We start from the raw sequence: 19148 nt of genomic DNA, 5'->3' as shown, positions 1-19148 counted from the left end.
TTCAGCTCTCGTCCGGCTCGGTGATCGTCACCTGCAGGGCGCTCGGGTCGAACCCGTTGCAGGGGTTGTTGATCTGCGGGCAGTTGGACAGCAGCGCGATAACGTCGGTCTCGGCGCGCAGTACGACCTTCAGGCCCGGGGCCGAGATGCCGTCGACGATGCCGAGGGTGCCGTCGCCCTCCACGGGTACGTTCATGTACCAGTTGATGTTGGACACCAGGTCGCGCTTGCCGAGGCCGTGCTCGCTGCCCTCGGCGAGGAAGTTGTCCACACAGGCGTGCTGCGACCAGGTGTGGTGTCCGTAGCGGAGGGTGTTGGACTCCTTGGAACAGGCGCCGCCGACGGTGTCGTGCCGCCCGCAGGTGTCCTCGACGACGGTCATCAGCGGGGTGTGCTCGTTGGACAGCAGTACCGAGCCGGTGGTCAGGAAGATGTTGCCCTGGGCCTGGACGGTGTCGGGGGCGCTGTAGCGCACGGTGGTGTCGTGCGCGTCGTAGACGAGGAAGTCCGCGGCCTGGTTGCCGTGCAGGTCCGTGATGGTGAGCAGTCGGCCCCTGCGGACGACGGCGGACCATGCGGCGCGGGCGGGGACCGTCTGGTCCAGGACGACGCGGCGTGTGACAGCGGATGCAGCGGTCATGCGATCCCCCTGGCGTTGAGGTGCTCGGCTGTGTTGAGGAAGGCGCGACGGCCTTCGGGGGTGGCGTCCCACAGCACGTCGCCGGGGGCCGTCGGCCTGGCCCGGTACGCGACGACCTCGAGGTGCCCGCAGATGTAGGCGGCCCGCGGGTCCAGCGGGTGCGAGACGTTGGCGATCAGCACCGTCAGCGGCTGCTCGGCGCGCAGCGTGACGCAGGCGCCGCTCCCCGCGGAGCCGGTGAACTCGGTGGTGCCGTCCTCGCCGATCCGTACGCCCTGGAAGAAGGAGACCGACGGCGGGATGTCCCGCGGGCTCAGGCCGTTCTTGAGGGCGGCGAGCTTGAACAACTCACGCCCGGCCGGAGAGGCGGACTGCACGGTCCCGTCCCCGTACCGCTCGGTGTTGCGGGCGAGGGTTGAGGTGCCGGTGAGGGCGTCGTGCCGGCCGGAGGTGTCCTCGATGACGGAGGCGAGGACCCGTCCCTGGTCGGACAGGAGCAGGTGTCCCTCGCCGAGGTAGGCGTTCCAGAGCACCTTGACCGTGTCGGCCGTGTTCAGCCGCTCCCAGGGGCGGTCGGCGCTGTACAGCAGGACGTGTGCGCACGCGTCGCCGGTGACGTCCGTGAGGCGCAGCTCGGTGCCACGGGCGAGGACCTTGTGGGTGTAATTGCCGCCTGCCACCGTCTCGGCCCACACGAGATCCTCGGCGGCGATGCCCTCAGGGGGCGTCGGCCATCCGCTCGCGGGGAGTACGGGCATGGTGTCCGACTTCGTGCCGCCCTGGGCGCGGGCATGGGCGCGGGCGCCATAGGCCGACGCTGTCGCTGTCTCCACGGCTGAACCTCCGGCTCGACGCTATTTCTGTCGTACGACAGAAATTAAGGGCCGGACGAGTCCGGGCCGTTGCCCGTATGTGTCGGGGTGGTAACCGGTGCCTCACTGAGACAGTTCGGCCCGCAGGAATCTCGCGGGCCTGTGCGAGGATCATGGAGTGAGCCCGCCCACCAGCAGAAGAGTCGGCCGCCCCCGCGCCCAGGAGCGTCCCGCCAGTGGGCTGGAGCCGCGCGAAGAGGTTCTGGCCGCCGCGGCCGAGCTGTTCACCACACACGGCTACACCGCGACGTCCACCCGGGCGGTCGCCGAACGGGCCGGACTGCGGCAGGCCTCTCTCTACCACTACTTCGACGGCAAGGAAGCGATCCTCGCGGCACTGCTCGAGGGGACCGTCCGCCCCTCGCTGGAGGTCGCGCGGGAACTGGTGGGCCGTTCCGGGGCAGCCGCCGAGGCACGACTGTGGGCCCTGTGCCACTCCGACGTCATGCTGCTGTGCCGTGGCCCGCACAACCTCGGGGCCCTGTACCTCCTCCCCGAGGTGCAGACGGAACGCTTCGCGGTCTTCCATCAGGTCCGGACCGAACTGAAGGCTTCCTACGGGGAGTTGCTTGCCGGTACGGGGCCGGGCGCGGCGCTGGGCCCCCAGGAACTCGCACTCCGTACGGACCTCCTCTTCGGCCTCACCGAAAGTGTGATCCTCATCCGGCGCGCCGCCCCCGCCCGCGACCCGGCTGCCCTCGCGGTGGCTACGGCCGACGCGGCACTGCGGATCGCGGGCGTGCCACAGCGCTCCCTGGCACTGCTGCGCCGCGAGGGGCAGCAGCTCCTCGCGGCGCAGTGACGACACGCTCGGGGCGTGTTCCCGCTCAGATACGCACGGCCCCGGCCGGATCCCTACGGCCCGGCTTCCTCGCCGCCGGGACAGTCCCTCGCCGGCAGCGGTAGACCGCACCGGCGGCGACCGTGGCCCCGACGAACAGGACGGTGAACCACTGGAAGTACCAGTGGCCTCCCGCCGGGTCGTACACCTCGGCGCGCGGCCAGGAAAGATTGACCGTCATGAACAGCCCGTAGACGACCGCGAGTGCGTTGACGGGGAGACCCCAGCGGCCGAGCGAGAACAGTGGCCTGCCCAGCTCGTCACGGTCGCCGCAGTCCGTCGCAGGCCACCGGCCCTGCAGCCGACGGACCAGCATCGGCACGGTCACCCCGGCGTACGCGAGGTACAGCATGGCGATGCACGTGGTGCCGATGGCCACGAACGCCTCCGGGGAGGCGAGGTTGAGCAGCGAGAGCGCCGCGGCCAGGATGCCCACCGCCAGGGCCGGGACGAAGGGCATGCCCGTGCGTGGCGAGACCTTGGCCAGCCGTGAGGAGAACGGCAGCATCCCGTCGCGCGCCATCGAGAACAGCATCCGGCTTCCGGCGGTCTGAATGGCGAGCGTCGCCACGGAGACGGCCACCGCCACGTCGGCGAGGAGCACCTTGCCCACGCCGTCGCCCAGGCTGCTGGTGAGCACGTAACTGAGTCCCTCGGTGGCGAGGCGGCCGTCGGAGAGGCTGGGCGCGGCCAGGACACCGCCGAGCAGCAGCAGGCCGCCCAGGGCACCCGCCGAGGCGAGCGCGCTGAGAATGGTGCGGGGAGCGGTGCGACGGGGGTTGCGGGTCTCCTCGCTCATCTCGCCCGCGCTGTCGAAGCCGATGAGGACGTATGCCGCGGTGAACGAGCCCACCAGCAGCGCCGCTACCGTGCCACCCTGGCCGCCTGTCTGCAGCGTCACTCCGGCACCGCGCTCGACGTGGGTGAACAGCAGCACGACGATGAGAACCGCGCCGATGATCTCGGCAGTGACGCCGATCCGGTTGACGGCCGACATGATGCGGTTGTCGAGCACGTTCACGACCGTGGTCAGTACCAGCAGGACGAGAGCCAGGAGACCGGCGTTGGCCGCCCCGGTCTGCGTGGTGGGCGCCGGATCGCCGCCGACGAGCTGGAAGCCGGACCAGATCGAGGGCAGCACGACCTGCAGCGCGAGCGCCGCGGCGGCGACGACGACCACCTGGCCGATCACCATGATCCACCCCGTGAACCATCCGAAGACCGGGCGGCTCAGCCGGGTCGACCACTGATAGATCGCCCCGGAGATCGGATAACGGGCGGCGAGTTCGGCGAAGCAGGCGGCGACGAGCAGCTGACCGACGAGCACGGCCGGCCAGGTCCACAAGAACAGCGGCCCCCCGAAGGAGTAGCCGAAGGAGAAGAACTGGAAGACCGTGGTCAGGACGGAGATGAAGGAGAATCCGGCGGCGAAGGACGCGTAGCGCCCCATCTGACGCCGCAGCTCTTGGCGGTAGCCGAAGGCGGCGAGTGTGCCGTCGTCCGTGGTGTCGGCGGATGGAGGGGGCGGCGGTGTGGGATCGGTGGTCACGGTCATGGCGGTCCCCTGTCGCGGAGGCGTGTTCCTTTGGAGTTCCTGTCGTGCGACAGAAATTAAGGACGCCCCGTTTCTGCCGGATATCCCGGCGGTGTCCGCCCCGTTAGTGACTCCTCTCCGTGGCGGCATGCCCCTCGCCGGCGGAGGGCGCCCCGCCAGGGCGCTGCCGAAGGACGTGGCGATGCAAGGCGGGAGGGTCGCGACCTCGAACCCACGTACCCGGTACGGCTCGTCTGCTCCAGCGAACGGCTGGGGGGAGACAACGTCCTCCGATGCGCCGCCGCAGCAAACCAGTGGCGGCGGACCGGAGGATGGGTTCCGGGACGTGCGAAGGCGAGCCGGTACCGGCGACCCGGTGGTCGGCATCCGGAAGGCGGGCGTCGCTCGGCCCTGATCAAGGAGGGGGCAGACCGCCCACGGGGACGGCCCTGATTCCGGGAGATCGCATCCCGGCCGGCGGCCACCGACCTTCATGAGCGAAATGACGTCCTGTCGTGGCTCATGCACGCCGGGGGGTGCCTCTATGTCTTTCGTCCAGCGAGGCGTGGGGTTCGGGGTTCGTAGAAGGTGCCGCCGCGGAGCATCGCGAACAGCACGTTGACCCGCTGGCGGGCCAGGCGGAGAAGGGCCTGAGTGTGGGTCTTCCCTCTGGCTCGGCATTTGTCGTAGTAGATGCGGGAAGCGGGGATCGTGCAGGGCGCGGTGGGGAAGCCGGCGCCGTCGCCGACGGTGACCAGCAAGGTGGCGGCGGTCCTGACCGCGCCCCCCGGAATCGAGATCAGGACCGCGGAAAGAGGGTGAGCCTCCAGCAACTGCCCGATCCGCGCTTCCAGGGCGCGTCGCTGTTCTGGGCGGCCGCGAGCGAGCGGGCCGGGGACGGGATCACGACGTCGAGTGTGCCGGTGCCCGGGACCACGACGGTCTGCTCGTCGAGGCGTCGAAGACGTCGTCGATCAGCCGCTGCGCCATGCGCGGGGCCTTGGGCCGGATCACCACAACCAGCTTGCGGCGACCGACTTTCCGTAGGGCCTGCGGGGATCCGTAGCGTTCCAGCAGCCAGGTCACTGCGGGATGGTCCAGGCATGGTCCGAGGACGCGCTCCAGGCTGGGGTGGAACCGCACGCGTTCCGCCCCGCAGCGGTTCTTCGGAGCCGACCCGCCGACCCACACCCGGCCGCCCTTCGGCGGCCGGGTCCGCCGCTGCCTGGGCGCCGGCTTCGCCCTCACCGAAGGAACGGTCATCCTGTCGGGGAGCCTCACGCGCCGGGAACTCACTGCAGCGCGAGTCTCGGAAGCGGCACACGTCCGCGACATCACCACCGTCCCACGGCACACAAGGTGGTGATGCGGCTCGCGCCCACGGCACCACGGCAATGCCGCGGCTGCCCAACACCCGCTCGCTGAGCGCTGTTTTGCGATTCGAGTCAGAGATCAGGCGTCCGGAGCCGACTGAGGATGGGTCTCGTACATCCGTACCGCGACCACGACACCCGCTGCTGCGGTGAGGGCGGCGACGGCCCAGATGGCGGTGGTGAGGCCGTAGGCGTCGGCGAGGGCTCCGGCGAGCAGGGCTCCGACGGCGAAGCCGCCGTCGCGCCAGAGCCGGTAGACGCCGACGGCGCGGGCGCGCCAGGCGGGGTGGGCGACGTCGCCGATGACGGCGAGCAGGGTCGGGTACACCAGCGCGGTGCCGGCACCGAGCAGGACCTGGGCGAGCGCCCACACCGGGAAGGAGGTGCCGATCGCGATGAGGGCGATGGCGGCGGCCTGCAGGAGCATGCCGGCGGTGATGAGGTGTTTGCGGCCGATGCGGTCGGACCACCAGCCGGTGAGGATCTGGCCGAGGCCCCACACGGCGGGGTATAGGGCGGCGAGCAGGCCGATCCGGCTCACGCTCAGGCCGTGCGCGGCGAACAGGAGAGGGAAGATTCCCCAGGCGAGGGCGTCGTTGAGGTTGTTGACCATGCCGGCCCAGCTGGCGGAGGACAGGGCCTTATCGGTGAGGCTGGTGGTGCGGGCGATCTGGCCGGTGGTCAGTTCGGCGTGGTGGTCGGAGTTGGCCGGTGCGGGGTGGAGGGCGGCTTCGGTGCGTGCGTGTTCGCGGGTCTCGCGGACGGCGAGGGCGGACAGGCCGAGGCCGAGGGCGGCGTAGGCGATGCCGAGGAAGAACGGCTGCGGTCGCAGGCCCCAGTGGGCGGCGATGGCGCCGGTGGCCATGGCGGTGCCGGCGAGGGCGAGGTAGCCGGCGGCCTCGTTGAAGCCCATCGCGAGTCCGCGTCGGGCGGGGCCGACCAGGTCGATCTTCATGATGACGGTGGTGGACCAGGTCAGGCCCTGGTTGATGCCGAGCAACACGTTGGCGAAGACGACCCAGCCCCAGGAGGGGGCCCAGATCAGCAGGAGCGGCACCGGTAGCGCCACAACCCAGCCCGCGATCAGGACAGGCTTGCGGCCGTACCGGTCGGAGAGGGTGCCGGCGAAGAAGTTCGTGATGGCCTTCGTCGCGCCGAACGCGACGATGTAGGTGAGCGCGGCGGTGTAGGCGGACAGGTGGAAGGTCCGGTCGGCGAGCAGTGGCAGGACGGTGCGTTCCTGGCCGAGCATGCCGCCGACCAGGGCGTTGACCGCAACGAGCAGGGAGAACTGGGCGAGGTTGGCGCGCAGGCCGAGCCGGATCCCACCGCCGACGGGGGTGGAGTCGGTGGCGGTCACGAGCCGTCCTTCAGTCGGCGACCGGTGACCTGCTCCCACTCGCCGACGCCGCCGGCCAGCACCGCGAGGTCGTGGGCGCCGTGGCGGGCGAGGAGGCTGGCGGCGGTCATCGCGCGTTCGCCGTGCCCGCACATCACCACCGAACCGTCGACCGCGTCCTGGCCGTCGGCGGCGAGGTTGCCCAGCTCGCGGTGGGCGGCTCCGGGGATGTGCCCGGCGGTGTACTCGGCGGCCTGGCGGACGTCGAGCACCGGCCGGGTGCCGATCCGATCGGCGGTGACCAGCTCGATCGTCTCGACCGGGCCGCCGTTGGCGCGCCAGGCGTTCATACCGCCGGCGAGCTGTCCGGCGAGCCGGTCGTAGCCGATCTTGGCACATTGCCAGGCGAGGTCTGCTCCGTCCTGGCCGGGACCGAGGACGAAGGCGAGCGGCACGTCCGGCGGCAGCAGCCAGCCGATCCAGGTCGCGAACGCAGGCCGCAGCGGATCGGAGATGGCGCCGGGGATGTGTCCGGCGGCGAACTCGTCGATCGGCCGGGCATCGACCAAGTGGCCGCCGTTGGCGAGCAGGGCGCGCACCCTCTCCGGGTTCAGCGGGTCGAGGCCCGGTGCGGCGGCCAGGAGGGCCGGGCCCCGGCGGTTGATCTCGCCCAGGCGGTCGAAGTAGGCGGGGTAGGAGTCGAGCGAGCCCAGCAGCCTGCGGACGAAGGCGTCCTCGTCCGGGGCCGCGAGCAGGTCGTTCGCCGTCTTCTGGGCGCCGATGGTGGTGGTCCGCTCGGCTCCCGGCGGGGCCGAGCAGTACGAGCCGGCGCCATGGGTCGGCCACACCGCGGTCGTATCCGGCAGCTTCGTCAGGCGCTGGAGGGAGCGGTACTGGGCGCGGGCCAACTCCTCCGCCCGGTCGGCGCCCTGAAGGTCGGTGCGGGCGGCCGCGCCCACGATCAGCGATCCCCCGGTGAACACCCCGAGCTCCCGGGCGCCGTCCAGAAGCAGAAAGGACACGTGCTCATCGGTGTGGCCGGGAGTGGCGAGCGCCCGCAAGGTCAGGCCGCCGAGGTCCACCTCGTCGCCGTCCTCCAGCGGGGTGTGCGGAAAGGCGCGTTTCCCCGCAGCGGAGGCGAGCACGGTCGCCCCGTCGTCGTGCGCGAGCTGCAGGGCGCCGGTGAGGAAGTCGGCGTGCAGGTGGGTGTCGGCGGCGAAGGCCACCGTCAGGCCACGCCTCGTGGCGGCGGCCCGCAGGGCCCGCAGGTCACGCGCGGCGTCCACGGCCAGGGCCCGGCCGTTGCCGAGGTCCACCAGGTAGGCGCTGTTGCCGAGCCCCTCGTCGACCAGGGGTATCAGGTGCTCGTCGGCGAAGCCCATGGCATCCTCCAGAATCGTCACAAGGAGGGTGGCAACCCACCCGGGCCACTAATACAATATTCCATGGATTCATGGAGGATTCTAGGGGAGGCTCCAGCCGTAAGGCCGCCCTGTTCGACGCGCTCGCGACCACCGGCAAGGCGCCGCCCAACGGCAAGCGGCTGGCACTGCTCAACCTGCTCGCCCAGGGCGAGCGCAGCATCGACGCCCTCGCCAAGGCCCCCAGACTCGGCCTGACCACCGCCTCCGCGCACCTGCAGAGCCTCAAGCAAGCCGGCCCGGTCACCACCCGCCGCGACGGGGTGCGCATCCACTACCGGCTCGCCGCCGACGACGTCGCCGCCCTGCGCGCGCTGCTCCAGCAGGTCGCCCGCACCCACCTCGCCAACTGCGTCCGCTCCCACGACGCCGTCCGCCTCCTGGCCGCCCGCGGCCGCACCGCCAGGCGGCTGGCCGACGGCATGCTCGAATGACGCCTCGCGGCCCTACCCGTCGGGCCCGGCGCCGCTTGACCGCCGCCTTCACCGCCGAAGACGGGCCGGTCGTCTACGGGCCGGTCGTCGTGGACGGCACCGGCATGCTCTGCGTCACCTGCTACTGCACCCGCGCCAACGCATCGCGCCCTGCACGCCTACCTGCGCTGGCGGAACAAGAACGCTCGGCACCCCGACGTGTTGGCCGCCCAACGCAAGGAGTGCGCCCGCATCCGCAGCGAGAAGGACATCAGCTGGGGCGGACGCCCCCTCGACTCGGCGGCCTGATCAATCCAATGGATGAAGTCGAACCAAGCATCAGGCCGACATCAGGAGCGGGACTGGCCTCGTGATCGCGGCAGCCGGCAGCAGAACGTCAGGTTCGGCACCGGGGTCCTCGGTGATGACGAGGCCAGCCGCGTCGATGTCGAAGCCGTTCGGCCAGATGGTCAGGTCGCTCGCCAGCGCGCCTTCGAGTCTCGCGTGCCGCAGGTCGGCACCGCCGAGGTCGCAGCCCCGCAGATCGGCCAATCGCAGATCCGCACGGACGAACACCGCCCGATGGGCCCGAGCCTTGCGCAGGTTCGCCTCCCTCAGGTCCGCACCGGAGAGGTCCGCCTCCCGCAGGTCGGCCTTGACCAGGCGCGCGCCGCGCAGATCGGCTTCGAGACACCGGACCTGATGGAGTATCGACGTCCCGAGTTCGGCATGCCGCAGGTTGGCCTCGATCAGCGACGCCCCGCTCAGGTTGACCTGGTACACACTCGCCGCTTCCAGGCACGTGGCGTCGAGATTGACGCCGTTCAGCCACAGCCCGTCGCAGTCGGCCCGACGAAGGTCGGTGAAGCTGACGTTGACCCACCCCGGGCTGCGTTCCTGACCAAGCACCCCGAGGCAGGTGAGCGCCACCTGAGCATCGGCGGCACGGGTCTCCAGCGGGCGCACTGAGTTGATCGACACGTCCGCCGCCGGAGCGCCCGGCTCCTGCGGCGGCCACGGCAGGTGCGTCCGAAGGTACGCCGCCATGATCGAGATGACCGCCTCGTGGTCGCGGGCGGAGTGGTCCGCGATCCGCCACAGTGCGTAGAGGCCACCGATCCGCACGTCCAGCTTGTCACTGCCGAGCTGTTCCACGGCCCGGCTGAAGCGATCGGTGACCTGGCCCTCCCGAGTGGCGTTCAGCCCGTCCTGGCTGACACGCAACTGCCGCCAGGTGGCGTAGGCACCGAACAGGACGACTGCGCCACCGATCGCTTGCAGGAGCGTGGTGCGCACGTTGTTCACCGCGTTCATCCGGTCCGCGGCGGAGAGGTGGGCACCGGCGAGATCGTGGTCCACCACCATGCCTGGAAGGACCAGGAGCACGACGAACAGCACGGCCAGTGCGGCCACCACGACCGACGCCATGGCGACCGCGCGAGTCGCACGCCAGCGGCTATGAACAGATCCCCCCATAGCCATCGGATCCTAGAGCAAGGCCGAACCCGGCGAACCTATGCGGTCACGGCACTAGAGGTCGAGGACGACTTCGGTGGTGGGCCGGCTGCAGCAGACGAGAACAGTGCCGGGCTCGGGAAGTTCGAGGGGTCGGGTGGTGTAGGTGATGTCGCCTGTCACTAGGTGGGTGATGCAGGTGTGGCACACGCCGGTGCGGCAGGACCAGCGGGTTGGGATGTCGCAGGCTTCGGCGAGCTCCAGGAGGGACGCGTGGACGGGTGACCATGGAGTGGTGATGCCGCTGCGGGCGAAGGTGATGAGGGGGCCGGTGCCCGAGGGCCCGGGTGGTTGGTGCGGTCGGATCGCGGCGGAGGGTGTGACGCCGGGGTTGATGGCGGGGAGGGCGCTGAACTGTTCCGTATGGATCTGCTCAGGGCGCAGGCCGTGCTCTCTCAGGAAGCCGCCGAGGTCGTCCATGAACGTGGTCGGTCCGCACAGGTAGGCGTCGGCGTCGGTGGGAATGCCCAGGGCCATGAGTGATTGAGCGGTCGGGCGGCCGTGGGCGATGTGGGGCTCAGGGTGTGGGGCGGGTTCGTCGGCTGCGGTGTAGTAGACGTGCTCGTGGGCGTTCGGAAGTTGCGACAGAAGGGCGTGGGTCTCGTCCGCAAAAGCGTGGTGGGCGACGTCGTGGGCGGTGTGGATCCACCACACCGGGCGTGGGTCTCGTGTGGCAGCGAGTTGGTGCAGCATGGCCAGGACGGGCGTGGCACCGATCCCCGCGGAGATGAGGACGATGGGGCGGGTGCCTTCTTCGAGTACGAACGTTCCGCGGGGGCTTGCGATCTCCACGAGGTCCCCGGGGCAGAGAGTGGCGTGGATGTAGCCGCTGACTTTCCCGTGCGGCTCGTGCTTGACGCTGATGCGGTAAGTGCCGGCCATGGGCACGGAGGACAGGGAGTAGCTGCGCACCGCGGGGGCGGTATCGCCGACGACGAGGCGGAGGGAGAGGTACTGACCCGGGCGGGCCTCGGGTAGGGGTGTGCCGTCGGTGCTGTCGAGGTAGATCGACGAGACGGTGGGCGTCTCGGGGACGATACGGCCCACGCGCATGGCCTTGAAGCCCGGCCATCCCGGCTCTTCCCTGGGCTGCTGGGTGGCGGCGCGTTCGCCCGGCCATCCCGGTTCCTGTCTGGGCTGCTGAGCTGCGGCGAGTTCACGGAAGGACTGCTGCCATCCTGGGCTGAGCGCAGGGATGTTCAGTGCTTTGCGCAACTTCGCGGGGTCTCGGTCAGGCAAGTAGAGCAGCGCATCGGTGTCGGCGACGCTCAGTTCCTCCGGGCCCTTGCGGGTCAGGGTGATCTCATCGCCGGTCTGGACGCGTCCCTCGGTGATCACGCGCAGATAGAAGCCGGGACGGTGATGGACAACCAGCAGGGAGGCCATGGTGGGTTCGTCCAGCCGCATGCCGACGCGGTAACAGGTGACGCGAGGCTGGGTCACCTCGAACTCGGCTTCGCCGATGCGGTACCGGTCGCCGATGCACACTTCGTCGTCGGACAGACCGTCGACGGTGAAGTTCTCTCCGAAGATCCCGAAGGTCAGGTCGTCGCGACCGAGCTGTTTCTGCCAGTACTGATAGGACTGCAGCTGGTAGACGAGGACAGCACGCATTTCACCGCCGTGCCCGGCCAGATCTCCTTGACCGTCTCCCTCGACGTTCAGCCGCCGCACCATCCGGGGACCGTGCACGGGTGACTTCCAAGCACCGGTGCGAACGGTCCTTCCCTGCCAGGACACGTCCCTGGGCATCCCTACGTTGACGGACAGCAGCGTCGCCATTGTGGACCTCCTGCGGGTGGCCGGCCCTGGTCAGCCCCTCATGGCGCTGTGATCTGTGCGCTCAGTTCATTTGCTGGTGCTGCCGCAATTCCGTGATCACGAATCATGTGGTGCGTTCGCTGAGATGCCTCGATCGAAAGGGTCGACGCGAAGGGCTATGCGCATTCGATTTTACTCGGTAGATCATTCATGTCGCGCATGCCTGTAAGGCGGCGACGCCGCCCTGCGCCGCACCAGAATGATCAAATGGAGTACAAGCTCAAAGTCGTCATACTGCCTGTGAGCGATGCCGACCGCTCTTTGGCCTGCTGCACCGACATCTGGGTTTCAACCTGGACGTGGACGACGGACCCAGCCCGGATCTCCGTCTCGTGCGACTGACCCCGCCCGACTCCGCGTGCTCGGTGCAGAGCGGAGTGGATCTCGCCGAGGCCGCGCCTGACTCGGTGCGGTGGCTGCATCTGGTGATCCCCGATCTTGAAGCTGCGCGGGCCGAACTGGGACCGCGGCATCGCCGTCGGGGAAATCTGCCACAGGGCGCTACTCGACACGTGGCAGGGCGGCTTCGCGCCTGACGTCGATCCGGAGCGCCGCGACTATGCGAGCTTCGCGGAGTTCACCGACCCGACAGCAACGCGTGGACGCAGCAGGAGCGCTTTTCATCCCTCGTGAGGTGCAGTCGGGCATCCGGCTTTCTGGTTTGTCAGACGTCGTTGTAGTTGGTCAGCTGCCCTGGTTTTGCTGCCCCAGCAGGCGGGCCTGTTCGTTCTTCAACGCGGAGAATCGTTGGCGTGCATAGGCGGCTAGCTCCTCGCTGGGGAACGACACCACCGAGAGGTGCTGGTCGTGGTTTCCCTGCGCCCACCGGGCTGCTGTGATCTCGTAGCCCGACACATGCGCGCACAGTTGGAGCAAAAGGGGCGGCATTTCTGGTTCGCTCAACAGATCCGCATGTTTGACGACCAGGTTGCGCATGGCCTGGATGTTCGGAAGAAAGACGGTAGTCACCCACAGCCGCCACTCGGTGAGCTCTTCTGGGGTGGGCGGGGTTTCATGAGCAAACGGTGACGTTCCGCCAGGGCGGGCGTGACGTTCCACGAACGCGCCGAAGGTGCGGCTGTTGGCTTCCGTGAGGGCGAACAGGGGCCCGTAGAAGTCGCTGAGCTGGCGATTCACGCGGGCTAGACGTTCTTGACGCTGCGACAGTCGCAGGCCGTTGAGGTAGGTGACGACATAGCCGACGAACGCCAGCCCAATAGTGACGACCACTGCGATCATGAGGGGTGATGTTAGCGAGCGGTGCTCCCCCCTGGTCAGACGGCCCTAGCAGATAGAGGTTGCCGCGGTACCTGCGATGGCCAGGAAGTGTTCGGCCTTGCGTTCGTAGCGGCGGTGGAGTCTGCGGAGTCCGCCGAGCCAGCTCACCGCCCGTTCGACGGTCCAGCGGTGTCGGCCGAGCCGGGCCGAGGAATCAACGCCCTTGCGGGCTGTCCGGGGCACGATGCGGCGGCTGCGGAGCCATTGACGCAGGTGGTCGTAGCCGTATCCCTTGTCGGTATGGAGCTCAATCGCGCGTCGCGACCAGTCCAGATCCCCTTGCGAGCCGAGCTCGTCCAGGACCAGGCGATGCAGCTCGGCCCATACCCGAGCCTGACTCCACTCGGCGAAGCGCCGATACCCCGTTGACCACGTGCGTGGAAAACACTGGCCCGCCGCCTGCGGTCTGTTGGGGTGGTGGGGTGAGTGAACGCAAGCCGTATCCGAGTGGCTTAACGGACGAGCAGTGGTCGTTGATCGAGCCGGTGATCACTGCGTGGAAGGCCCGGCACCGTTCAGTCAGCGGCCATCAGAGCACCTACGAGATGCGGGAGATCGTTAACGCGATCCTCTATCAGGGGCGTACCGGCTGCCAGTGGGCCTATCTCCCACACGATCTTCCCCAGAAGAGTGCGACGTACTACTGCTTCGCCGTTTGGCGTGACGACGGGACCGACCGGATCACCAAAACTGTTGCGCTGCCAGGTCCGTGAGCGGGCCCGCCGATTTGAGGACCCGAGGCTGGTGGTGCTGGGCACCCAGAGTGTCCATGTGGCAGCCGGGGTCCCCGCCGCCACGACCGGCCGGGATCCGGCCAAGCGGGTGCCGGGCCGCAAGCGCGAACTGGCCGTGGATGGTCTCGGCCTTGGTCATTGCGGTCGTCGTCCTCGCCGCGAACACGCACGACAACACCGCGGGCATCATCCTTCTTGACCAGGTCGCCGAACACGCCGACGACACTGTCCGCAAGGCGCTGGTTGAAGGGCTTCAAGAACCAGATGGTCCTGCACGGCGCCAACCTGGGCATCAACGTCGACATCGTCGGACGCAACCCTCAGGACAAGGGGTTCGTGCCGCAGCCGAAGCGGTGGAGGGTCGAGCAGACCTACGGGGTCTTAATACTGCACCGGCGTCTTGTCCGCGACGACGAGCGCTACCCTTCGTCGTACGCCTCCCGCGTCTATTGGCCGATGTCCCACGTCATGATCCGCCGCCTCACCGGCGCGAACGCTCCCAACTGGCGCGAAACTCAGGCGGTGACCGAATGAACCACAGCCTGCTGCCGAAGAACATTGAAGGCACCCGAGCCAAGTTGAAACGCCTGGTCAAACTCGGCATCCTCACTGAGGTCGACACTGGCAGCTTCGCCACGAAGCAGTAACCGGCCGAGCCCCGATTGACTTCGTTCACGTCAAACAGCAGCAGTACGGCTGCCTGTGCTCGTGAGGGTGGCGGGTCGTGCGGGTGGTGGGAATCAGTGGGCCGTGTCAGCCAACTGATGGGGTGAGGCTGGTGCGGTCGAACGGGCCACCGTGCGTGGCGGCATAGGCGATGGCGTCGTTGACGGCATCGAGGCCGAACGACCGGACCCGTTCGGGGGCGAGATCCAGAGTGCCCGAGGTGAGGAGCCGGATGATGCCGACATTGGCTGTGCGCGGGTACATCCACTGCCCGCGCACGGTGATGGAGTTGCGCATGATCCATGGGTACGGGAGTGCGAGGTCGTCGCCACCGAGCATGCCGACGCCGCCCATGAGGACGACGCGGCCGTACTCGCGCACGGTCATGGCCGCCGCGCGCGAGGCCGAGCTGGGTGCGCTCGGCGGGAGCAGGTCGATCACCATGTCGATCGGGCTGTCGGCCGCCATGGACATCGCCGCGCGGTCGGTGGCCTCGTCTCCGGTCAGCAGGATCGGGCGCAGCCGCGGACCGAAACGGTCGGCGAGGAGGTCGAGCGCGGCCTGGCGGCGGCCTGGGGCGACCACGCGGCCCGCGCCCATCGCGAGCGCGACCGCGACCGCGCTGCTGCCGAGGTTGCCGGTGGCCCCGCTAACGAGCAGCGTCTCTCCGGCTGCGAGCGCGCCTGCCAGCAGCCCGCCGTAGGAGATGGCGTGCACCGTGAGTGCGGCCCAGCGGGCCGGATCGTCCCCTGCCATGGTGGGCAGCGGGAAGGCGTTCTCCGTCGGGACCCGCATGAGCTCGGCGAACGCGCCGTCGTGCAGGTACCCGGCGAGCCGCGCGCCGCCCTCGCCGCGCGAGCTCCAGCCCTTGAGCGTGATGTCGGGCGTCAGGGCGTCGTCCCGCGAGCGCACCGTCGAGTCGCACCACACCAGGTCGCCGACGCGCAGCCGGGTGGCGTCAGGGCCGACGTGGATGATCCGCCCCACTCCACCGACACCGGGCACGACGGGAGGGACAAGGGGGTACTTCCGCTTGCCGCTGAAGACTTCGGCCGCGTAGGGCGCCACGCAGGCGGCGAGGACCTCGACCACCACCTCACCGCGCTCGGCCTCGGGGTCGGGCACCTCCCGCACCGTGAGCGGGGCGCCGAACTGCGTCAGAACTGCTGCTCGCACGTGATGACCTCCGTGTTCGTCGGTGCTCGTGGCATCGACACTAGGAGCTGGGTGAGTATGCGGGAAGCGATGATCTGGCATCTGTGGTATGCGTATGCCGCATGGATGTCTCCAGCGCGGGACTGCGGGTCCTGCGGCAGATCGCTGAGTCCGGCAGCTTCACCGCGGCAGCTGCCCGACTCGGCTACACGCAGTCGGCCGTCTCACGCCAGGCCGCCGCCCTCGAACGCAGCGTCGGCACCATCCTGTTCGAACGCCGCCCAGATGGGGTACGGCTCACTCCGTCAGGCTTGACCCTGCTGCGGCACGCTCACACGGTCCTCGCCTCGCTCGCAGCGGCCGAGCGTGAGCTCGCCGGCACCGTCCCGCGGACCGAACTGGTGCGGCTCGGGGTAGTCCTGAGCGCGGGCTCCGCGATCCTGCCCGCCGCACTCGCACACCTCGCGGCGGCCGACCCGCAGATCACGGTCACCACCCGCGAGGGCACCACGCCCATCCTGATCCGGGCGCTGCGCGCGGGCTCGCTCGACCTCGCCGTACTGACGTCCCGCCCACCCCACCGGCCCTTCGACGGCGACTCGCCGCGCCTGCACGTCGAGACCGTCGCGGACACCGAACTGGTCGTGGCGGTGCCTGCGACCGGAAACTTCGCCGGACGCACCACGGTGCACGTCGACGAGCTGATCGACGCCGCATGGATCGCCACCCCGTCATCAAGCTCTGAGCCGCTGCTCGGCGTCTGGCCCGGCCTGCCCGGACGGCCGCGCATCATCCACTCCGCGCGCGACTGGCTGACGAAACTCCAGCTGGTCGCCGGCGGCTTCGGCGTGACCACAGTGCCCTCCCGGCTCTCACCGGTCCTGCCGCCCGGGGTAAACCTGCTGCACGTCGACGGCACACCCCCCGAGATCCGCCGTGTGCTCGTGGCACGCCTCTGCGGCCACCCCGCCCCGGCGATAACGGCCGTCACCCAAGCGATCACTTCGACCGCCTGAACCGCCGCCAAGGCCGCGCACAATCGCGTGTGCCCCTTCCCTCTCGCGGATGGGGCACCGCGGTCCCCGTCGGCCTGTTCTTCGCGGTACTGGCGATCGGCTTCGCCGTCGTCACAGCCCTGCACGTACTCCTCACTCCCCGCGGCCGCGCAAAACAGCCGCCGGGCAGCCGCCTTCCGCCGAGGCCAGCGGACTCGTTACCCATGGACAACGTGGCACTGGTCGGGGTTTCGGGTTCAATTTCTCACCAGAACCTCTCAAACCACCCTCTTGGAAGTCATCTCAATTGGGTGTGGCTCTCCCAGGTAGTGCGGACGGGATGCAGAGGATGAGCCCTTGCCGCCGCCAGGGTCGACGTACGCGGTGCAACATCAAGCCCGGTGCCAGGCTTTGACGTCAGCACTCGTAGACTGCGCGGTCATGCCACAACGATGGCCCTTCATCCACCACGTCACCGTCATCGCCTCGGACCTCAAGGCGAGCACCCGCTTCTACACTGCCACGCTCAAGCCTCTCGGTGTTGTCGGGGAAGTGGCTGACGGCGGAGCGGAGTTCTGGGAAGAGGAGCTGGACACTCCTTCCTTCGGTCTGTACCCCGCGGGCGACGCCACGGTGACCTGGGGGGCGTGGCCCTCACTCAAGGAGAGCCACACCCAACTCAATTGGTGACCGCGCCACCTGTGAGAGTCAGGCTGTCAGGCCCAGGCGCGATGACTCGACTGTGATGTGAGACTTGCAGCATGGGCATGGGGCGTGAGTCGCGGCGGGAAAAGGGCTCAATGACGGTGGAGATCGTGGCGACGACACCCAGCGCGATGTAGGTGTCCTGCCGGCTCTGTCGGCGGCTGGGACGCCGGGTGGTGCGCCGTCTGGCGGGCCGGTGCCGGGTCATCGCCCACCTCCCAAGGCGGAGAGGTCGATCGGGTAGGACACCGTCGGTGTGGGCGCCGCGTTTCGCGGCTTCGGGGTGTCGAACTTGATCGGGTACGACACCGGTCGGGCGCGGCACGGCGTCGCCCGAGACTTCGCGTGTGGTCTGGTCGAAGCGGATGGGATACACGAATGGACTGCCGGTCTACTTCGTTACGCCGGCGACCCTCTCGGGGATCGAGAGCGCCACAGGTCTGGCCCAGGTGCTGCTGAACACGGCGGGAACCGTGCTTCTGCTCCTCGTCGGCTTGTCGTACCGCCGACGGCTGCGCGGCGGCTGCCCGCGCTGTGGGCAGCCGCACGCCGGCCCCAGCGACGGCCCGCTCGACCACCCGGCCGTCTCCCCGGCCTCGAAACGGACCCGCAGAGTGGTCCACCTGCTGTTGTGCGGGCTCCTGCCGCGGGCAGGAGTCAAGACCATCTGGACGCTGGGCGGTGACGCACTCGGTGTCTCGGCCGATGACTGGCAACGGACGAAGAGCGTAGGCGCGTCGGGACTGTCGAAGGCTGCCGCTTCGGTGGGTATCGATGTGACCGTACTGGCTGCGATGGTCCGGGTCTTCCTGCTGCTGGGGCTGCTGCACGCGTGGGGGCAGGTGTTCCCCCGTTGGACGCCGGTCCTGCCCGGACGAAGGGTCCCGCGCCTCACCTGGATGGTCGAGTTCGGCGGCCTGGCATTCGCCGGTCTGGGCATCGGCCTCGTCGTGGCCGCTCACTCCTATGCCGCCCGCACCCACCCCGTCTGTGCCGGCGCCACGGTGGCATCAACGGTCTGAACTGGCCCCATTTTTCCGGCTCCAGGTGGCCCCATGTCGTCGTGCTAGGGGTCTGCGTTCCGGCTTGACGCGGCCCCGGCTTCCGGTCTCGCGTGGCTCCAGCCGATGATGGGTCGGCGATCTCCTTCACCCCTCGTCACGAGTCACACCACGTCAGGTCGTTGACTGACCGTGGCGGTACTCCTCCGAAGGCATCGAGTCCCATTCGGTATTGGCGCCGTCGCGCGTCACAATGAACAACGGACGCGATCAGGACCTGCCCGACGAGTTGCCCGCGCAAGACGACCCCGGGATTATCCGGTCCTGCGTATCCCTCGGGCGTGTAGCGAAAGTGCCCGTCCACTGCCTCGGCATGCGCGATTTCGTCGCTCTCCAGTTCCAGTGGGTCCCTTCCGACCAGCGAGATTCCGTCGTGCCCGACCTGGGGACCGTGGACGGCGTCGGCTGCGATGCAGAACAACCCCACAGCCTGGCTCACGTAGGCCGTGACGGCAGGCGGAGAAGGGGCCACCCCGCGACGGACCTCGATCTTCCAAGTCGGCGAGAAGATCGCGTGGCCCCGTGGGCAATCGCTGACCTTTGTCTGGCCGAGAACCTGAGCCGCCTCGACCACTTCGTCGACGGTCATGCCGAACCGGAGCGGTCCGACGCCCTCCGTGGGTGCGTAGGACCACTCATCCCGATCGCCGACTCCGGAATCGGCTTCGGTCTTGAACGTCATAGTCGCCCCTTAGAAGCCATTTCAGTTGGCGTGATCTTGCGGCAGTCTGGGGTGATGACTGCTGCGCTTGTCGGGCGGATGGCGCCGGATGACCTGTGGGCGT

The 19148-nt window shown here is 69.0% G+C and carries 16 protein-coding genes and 4 pseudogenes; 8 read left to right on the top strand and 12 right to left on the bottom strand.

Annotation, left to right across the window (positions count from 1 at the left end):
• Position 1: 1 nt before the first annotated feature.
• Together AC07DS_RS40310 and AC07DS_RS40305 are read right to left on the bottom strand one after the other, a co-directional pair.
• Complete coding sequence (locus tag AC07DS_RS40310) at positions 2-640, bottom strand: urea amidolyase associated protein UAAP2 (RefSeq protein WP_479153742.1); 639 nt, start codon at positions 638-640, stop codon at positions 2-4.
• On the bottom strand, positions 637-1473 hold the full coding sequence (locus AC07DS_RS40305) for an urea amidolyase associated protein UAAP1 (protein ID WP_479153741.1): 837 nt from the start codon (positions 1471-1473) through the stop codon (positions 637-639). Before AC07DS_RS40305 ends, AC07DS_RS40310 begins: the two co-directional genes overlap by 4 nt.
• A 157-nt stretch (positions 1474-1630) precedes the next feature.
• Between AC07DS_RS40305 and AC07DS_RS40300 the strand changes: the two genes are divergently transcribed.
• Positions 1631-2314: a TetR/AcrR family transcriptional regulator gene (locus tag AC07DS_RS40300; protein WP_479153740.1), complete on the top strand. Its 684-nt coding sequence runs from the start codon at positions 1631-1633 to the stop codon at positions 2312-2314.
• Positions 2315-2339: 25 nt separating this feature from the next.
• Here AC07DS_RS40300 and AC07DS_RS40295 read toward each other — a convergent pair whose 3' ends face one another.
• From AC07DS_RS40295 to AC07DS_RS40280, 4 genes and pseudogenes are all read right to left on the bottom strand, one after another.
• Positions 2340-3908: an amino acid permease gene (locus AC07DS_RS40295; RefSeq protein ID WP_479153739.1), complete on the bottom strand. Its 1569-nt coding sequence runs from the start codon at positions 3906-3908 to the stop codon at positions 2340-2342.
• A gap of 521 nt (positions 3909-4429) precedes the next feature.
• Positions 4430-5051 (bottom strand): annotated as a pseudogene (locus AC07DS_RS40290) (transposase); the annotation flags it as partial.
• A gap of 288 nt (positions 5052-5339) precedes the next feature.
• Positions 5340-6620, bottom strand: coding sequence for an MFS transporter (locus tag AC07DS_RS40285; RefSeq protein ID WP_479153738.1), 1281 nt, complete (start codon positions 6618-6620; stop codon positions 5340-5342).
• A complete protein-coding gene (locus AC07DS_RS40280) occupies positions 6617-8002 on the bottom strand; it encodes an MBL fold metallo-hydrolase (protein WP_479153737.1) in 1386 nt (461 codons plus the stop codon). The genes AC07DS_RS40285 and AC07DS_RS40280 overlap by 4 nt, the downstream gene beginning before the upstream one ends.
• 50 nt (positions 8003-8052) lie before the next feature.
• On the opposite strand from AC07DS_RS40280, the gene AC07DS_RS40275 reads away from it, so the two are divergent.
• Both AC07DS_RS40275 and AC07DS_RS40270 read left to right on the top strand, forming a co-directional pair.
• The gene (locus AC07DS_RS40275; protein WP_479153736.1) at positions 8053-8454 is read left to right on the top strand and encodes an ArsR/SmtB family transcription factor; all 402 of its coding nucleotides are present in this window, start codon (positions 8053-8055) and stop codon (positions 8452-8454) included.
• A gap of 144 nt (positions 8455-8598) precedes the next feature.
• A pseudogene (locus AC07DS_RS40270) lies at positions 8599-8742 on the top strand (IS630 family transposase); the annotation flags it as partial.
• A gap of 30 nt (positions 8743-8772) precedes the next feature.
• On the opposite strand, the gene AC07DS_RS40265 reads toward AC07DS_RS40270, so the two are convergent.
• Complete coding sequence (locus AC07DS_RS40265; protein WP_479153735.1) at positions 8773-9861, bottom strand: pentapeptide repeat-containing protein; 1089 nt, start codon at positions 9859-9861, stop codon at positions 8773-8775.
• Between the two features lie 102 nt (positions 9862-9963).
• Positions 9964-11730: an MOSC domain-containing protein gene (locus AC07DS_RS40260; protein WP_479153734.1), complete on the bottom strand. Its 1767-nt coding sequence runs from the start codon at positions 11728-11730 to the stop codon at positions 9964-9966.
• A gap of 477 nt (positions 11731-12207) precedes the next feature.
• Here AC07DS_RS40260 and AC07DS_RS40255 point away from each other — a divergent pair, with 477 nt between their 5' ends.
• Entirely contained in the window at positions 12208-12402 is a 195-nt protein-coding gene (locus AC07DS_RS40255; protein WP_479153733.1) for a hypothetical protein, read from the top strand.
• A 51-nt stretch (positions 12403-12453) separates the two neighbouring features.
• Here AC07DS_RS40255 and AC07DS_RS40250 read toward each other — a convergent pair whose 3' ends face one another.
• The gene (locus AC07DS_RS40250; RefSeq protein WP_479153732.1) at positions 12454-13008 is read right to left on the bottom strand and encodes a hypothetical protein; all 555 of its coding nucleotides are present in this window, start codon (positions 13006-13008) and stop codon (positions 12454-12456) included.
• A 45-nt stretch (positions 13009-13053) separates the two neighbouring features.
• Positions 13054-13413 (bottom strand): annotated as a pseudogene (locus AC07DS_RS40245) (transposase); the annotation flags it as partial.
• Between the two features lie 56 nt (positions 13414-13469).
• Here AC07DS_RS40245 and AC07DS_RS40240 point away from each other — a divergent pair.
• Positions 13470-14315, top strand: a pseudogene (locus AC07DS_RS40240) (IS5 family transposase).
• A gap of 219 nt (positions 14316-14534) precedes the next feature.
• On the opposite strand, the gene AC07DS_RS40235 reads toward AC07DS_RS40240, so the two are convergent.
• Positions 14535-15623, bottom strand: a complete 1089-nt coding sequence (locus AC07DS_RS40235) for an alcohol dehydrogenase catalytic domain-containing protein (RefSeq protein WP_479153731.1) — start codon at positions 15621-15623, stop codon at positions 14535-14537.
• Positions 15624-15724: 101 nt separating this feature from the next.
• On the opposite strand from AC07DS_RS40235, the gene AC07DS_RS40230 reads away from it, so the two are divergent.
• The 3 genes from AC07DS_RS40230 (at position 15725) to AC07DS_RS40220 (ending at position 18324) form a co-directional block, all read left to right on the top strand.
• Positions 15725-16618: a LysR family transcriptional regulator gene (locus AC07DS_RS40230; RefSeq protein ID WP_479153730.1), complete on the top strand. Its 894-nt coding sequence runs from the start codon at positions 15725-15727 to the stop codon at positions 16616-16618.
• Positions 16619-17038: 420 nt separating this feature from the next.
• Positions 17039-17287, top strand: a complete 249-nt coding sequence (locus AC07DS_RS40225; protein ID WP_479153729.1) for a VOC family protein — start codon at positions 17039-17041, stop codon at positions 17285-17287.
• A 380-nt stretch (positions 17288-17667) separates the two neighbouring features.
• Complete coding sequence (locus AC07DS_RS40220; protein ID WP_479153728.1) at positions 17668-18324, top strand: hypothetical protein; 657 nt, start codon at positions 17668-17670, stop codon at positions 18322-18324.
• Between the two features lie 136 nt (positions 18325-18460).
• On the opposite strand, the gene AC07DS_RS40215 is transcribed toward AC07DS_RS40220, so the two are convergent.
• The gene (locus AC07DS_RS40215; RefSeq protein WP_479153727.1) at positions 18461-19045 is read right to left on the bottom strand and encodes a hypothetical protein; all 585 of its coding nucleotides are present in this window, start codon (positions 19043-19045) and stop codon (positions 18461-18463) included.
• Positions 19046-19148 lie beyond the last annotated feature (103 nt).

The organism is Streptomyces sp. NPDC044064 (assembly GCF_056434245.1).
The sequence above is the reverse complement of the archived record's forward strand: the minus strand, read 5'-3'. Positions and strand labels throughout refer to the sequence as shown.

Excerpts from the sequence above, each read along its gene's own strand:
- AC07DS_RS40310 (WP_479153742.1), bottom strand. The coding sequence starts at position 640 with ATGACCGCTGCATCCGCTGTCACACGCCGCGTCGTCCTGGACCAGACG.
- AC07DS_RS40230 (WP_479153730.1), top strand. The coding sequence starts at position 15,725 with ATGGATGTCTCCAGCGCGGGACTGCGGGTCCTGCGGCAGATCGCTGAG.
- AC07DS_RS40295 (WP_479153739.1), bottom strand. The coding sequence starts at position 3,908 with ATGACCGTGACCACCGATCCCACACCGCCGCCCCCTCCATCCGCCGAC.
- AC07DS_RS40275 (WP_479153736.1), top strand. The coding sequence starts at position 8,053 with ATGGAGGATTCTAGGGGAGGCTCCAGCCGTAAGGCCGCCCTGTTCGAC.
- AC07DS_RS40215 (WP_479153727.1), bottom strand. The coding sequence starts at position 19,045 with ATGACGTTCAAGACCGAAGCCGATTCCGGAGTCGGCGATCGGGATGAG.
- AC07DS_RS40265 (WP_479153735.1), bottom strand. The coding sequence starts at position 9,861 with ATGGCGTCGGTCGTGGTGGCCGCACTGGCCGTGCTGTTCGTCGTGCTC.
- AC07DS_RS40260 (WP_479153734.1), bottom strand. The coding sequence starts at position 11,730 with ATGGCGACGCTGCTGTCCGTCAACGTAGGGATGCCCAGGGACGTGTCC.
- AC07DS_RS40250 (WP_479153732.1), bottom strand. The coding sequence starts at position 13,008 with ATGATCGCAGTGGTCGTCACTATTGGGCTGGCGTTCGTCGGCTATGTC.
- AC07DS_RS40225 (WP_479153729.1), top strand. The coding sequence starts at position 17,039 with ATGCCACAACGATGGCCCTTCATCCACCACGTCACCGTCATCGCCTCG.
- AC07DS_RS40220 (WP_479153728.1), top strand. The coding sequence starts at position 17,668 with ATGGGATACACGAATGGACTGCCGGTCTACTTCGTTACGCCGGCGACC.